The 2609-nt window shown below is 54.0% G+C and carries 2 protein-coding genes; one reads left to right on the top strand and one right to left on the bottom strand.

What is annotated here, in order from left to right; translation table 11 throughout:
- Nucleotides 1–49: 49 nt before the first annotated feature.
- A complete protein-coding gene (locus Q8Q07_04360) occupies nt 50–1546 on the top strand; it encodes an acetyl-CoA carboxylase biotin carboxylase subunit (protein MDP3879525.1) in 1497 nt (498 codons plus the stop codon).
- 26 nt (nt 1547–1572) lie between these two features.
- On the opposite strand, the gene Q8Q07_04355 is transcribed toward Q8Q07_04360, so the two are convergent.
- On the bottom strand, nt 1573–2609 hold a 1037-nt coding region (locus Q8Q07_04355), incomplete at its 5' end, for an NAD(+) synthase (protein MDP3879524.1).

The following is a 2609-nucleotide window of genomic DNA, read 5'->3' as shown; positions in this document are numbered from 1 at the left end:
ATTGAACCTTAAGAAGTAAGCATGTCTGTCTCGGTACAGGTAAAGGAAGATGATAAATAAGGTCCTGGTTGCTAACCGTGGCGAAATAGCCGTCCGTATTATGCGGGCCTGCCGGGAGATGGATATCCCCTCTGTGGCCATTTATTCCGAGGCTGACGCCAATTCCCTTTTCTCTAAATACGCCAATGAGGCCTATTTTGTCGGTCCGTCCCCGGCATCAGAGAGCTACCTTAATATCCGGAAAATCATTGAAATCGCCCTGGATTCAGGCGCCAATGCCATTCATCCCGGGTATGGGTTCCTTGCCCAGAACCCTAGTTTTGCACTGGCTTGTGAACAGGCTGGTATTACCTTTATCGGCCCCTCCAGCCGGGTTCTGGAACTCATGGGCAACAAGATTGCCGCCCGGCGTGAGATGAGACGTGCCGGTATTCCCACCATCCCCGGCAGTGACCATCCGGTTTCTGATTTCAGCCAGGTCCGGCAGGCGGTACGTGAAATCGGCTTCCCCATTATCATAAAGCCGTCTGGCGGTGGCGGCGGCATCGGCATGACCGTGGCTAATAATGAGGACGAACTGAAAAAAGCCCTCGAGTCCGCTCAGCTCATTGCCCGCAGCACCTTCGGCCTGGCTGATGTGTATATCGAAAAATACCTTCCTCACGCACGGCATATTGAATTTCAGATACTGGCCGATACGCATGGCAATGTCATTCACCTGGGCGAGAGAGAATGCTCTATACAAAGAAGGTATCAGAAGCTCATAGAGGAAGCGCCCTCACCAGCCGTTACTCCGGAACTCAGAAAAAACATGGGAGAAGTGGCCGTTAAATCGGCTCGCCATGTGAATTACCAGGGCGCCGGTACCATTGAGTTCTTGCTGGATAAGGGCAATTTCTACTTCCTTGAGGCCAATACCCGTATCCAGGTTGAGCATCCGGTGACCGAATTCGTCACCGGTATCGATATCGTCAAAGAGCAAATAAGAATCGCCGATGGCGAGACCCTCAGCCTGACCCAGGATGAATTAAGGTTGAACGGCTGGGCTATCGAGTGCCGTATCAATGCCGAGGATCCCAGAAACAATTTCGCACCCTCACCGGGTAAGCTTACTCATTACCGTTCTCCGGGGGGTGTCGGTATCCGTGTCGATAGCGGCGTTCACACCGGCTACACAATACCCGGTACCTATGACCCCATGATTTCCAAACTCATTGCGTGGGGACGTGACCGTAATGAGGCCATACATCGAATGAGGCGGGCCCTGTACGAGTATATAATTATGGGTGTGACCACCAACATTTCCTTCCACAAGGCTGTTATGGAAAACCAGAGTTTCGTTAGTGGTGCGCTCGGTACTCATTTCGTGACACGGGAAACAACCCTTCTGGATGATATGCTGGCTATTGAAGAGCGAGAAAAACCACTCAGGGAGAAGCTGACCCAGATATTCAGTGATAGGAAAAGGGTAGCTGCCATCGCTGCCGTGACTCAGTACATGCAGACGCAGGAGGCGGGTAAAAAAGTAACCGGTGAACCGGACTGAGCTTTCACTCCTGTCCAACCGCCGGCTTAGTCGCTGTTTTCTTTTAGCCTGGAATACATCGCTTCCAGGTCGTCGAGCCAGAGCTGAACGCGGGCGTCGGAAGGCATCCTCCAGTCCCCCCGTGGAGACAGGCTCACCGACCCAATCTTGGGCCCCTCTGGCAGGCAGGTCCTCTTGAACTGGTTGGCGAAGAACCTTTGCAGGAAGCTCTTCAGCCATTTACGCAGGTCATCAAGGGTGTACTGGCCATCAAAAAGTCCCCGTTTTCTCACTTCGTTAGCCAGGTAGAGGATCTTACCCGGTCTCATACCGAAGCGGATGAAGGGGTAGAGGTAGAAATCGGCAAGCTCAACCGGCCCGATGACTTCCTCGCTCATTTGCGTGATCTGGTGGTTCTCGGCGGGTAGTAATTCCGGGGAGATGGGTGTGTCCAGGACGTCATAGAGGACTTTCTGCGCCGGTGAGCCGGACAGTTCTTCGTCAGCTACCCAGCGTACCAGAAACTGCACCAGCGTCTTGGGTACGGAGCAGTTGATGTGATAATGCGAGATATGGTCTCCCGAGAAGGTGCACCATCCGAGGGCAATCTCGGTCAGGTCTCCGGTGCCGAGGACGATGGCGTCGAGATGGTTGGCCTTGTTGAAGAGAAACTCGGTCCGGTACCGGGCCTGGACATTTTCGAAGACGATGTCCCCATCACCGTTGTGTTTGAGGTCTTTGAGGTGTGACCGGCAACTTTTTCTGATATCTACCTGCTCAAAGCTTACTCCTAATGCCCGGCTTAGTTTTCGGGCGTTAGTCTTTGTCCTCGGGGTGGTGCCGAAGGCGGGCAGGCTGTAGGCGTGGACATTCTGCCTGGGCAGTCCCAGGAAGTCCATCGTCTTCACGGCCACCAGCAGGCTCAGAGTGGAATCAAGCCCCCCGGAAACCCCCAGTATCAGGCGGTTCTTGCCGGCCCCGGAGAGTTTCTTGGTCAGGCTGGCTACCTGCATGGAAAAAATCTCACGGCAGCGGTTCGCCCTTTCCGCCGGGTCTGCCGGTATGAAAGGATGAGATTCGAGCC

The sequence above is a fragment of the Dehalococcoidales bacterium genome, assembly GCA_030698765.1.
Classification (GTDB): domain Bacteria; phylum Chloroflexota; class Dehalococcoidia; order Dehalococcoidales; family UBA2162; genus JAUYMF01.
This window is presented reverse-complemented; position numbering and strand designations above follow the sequence as displayed.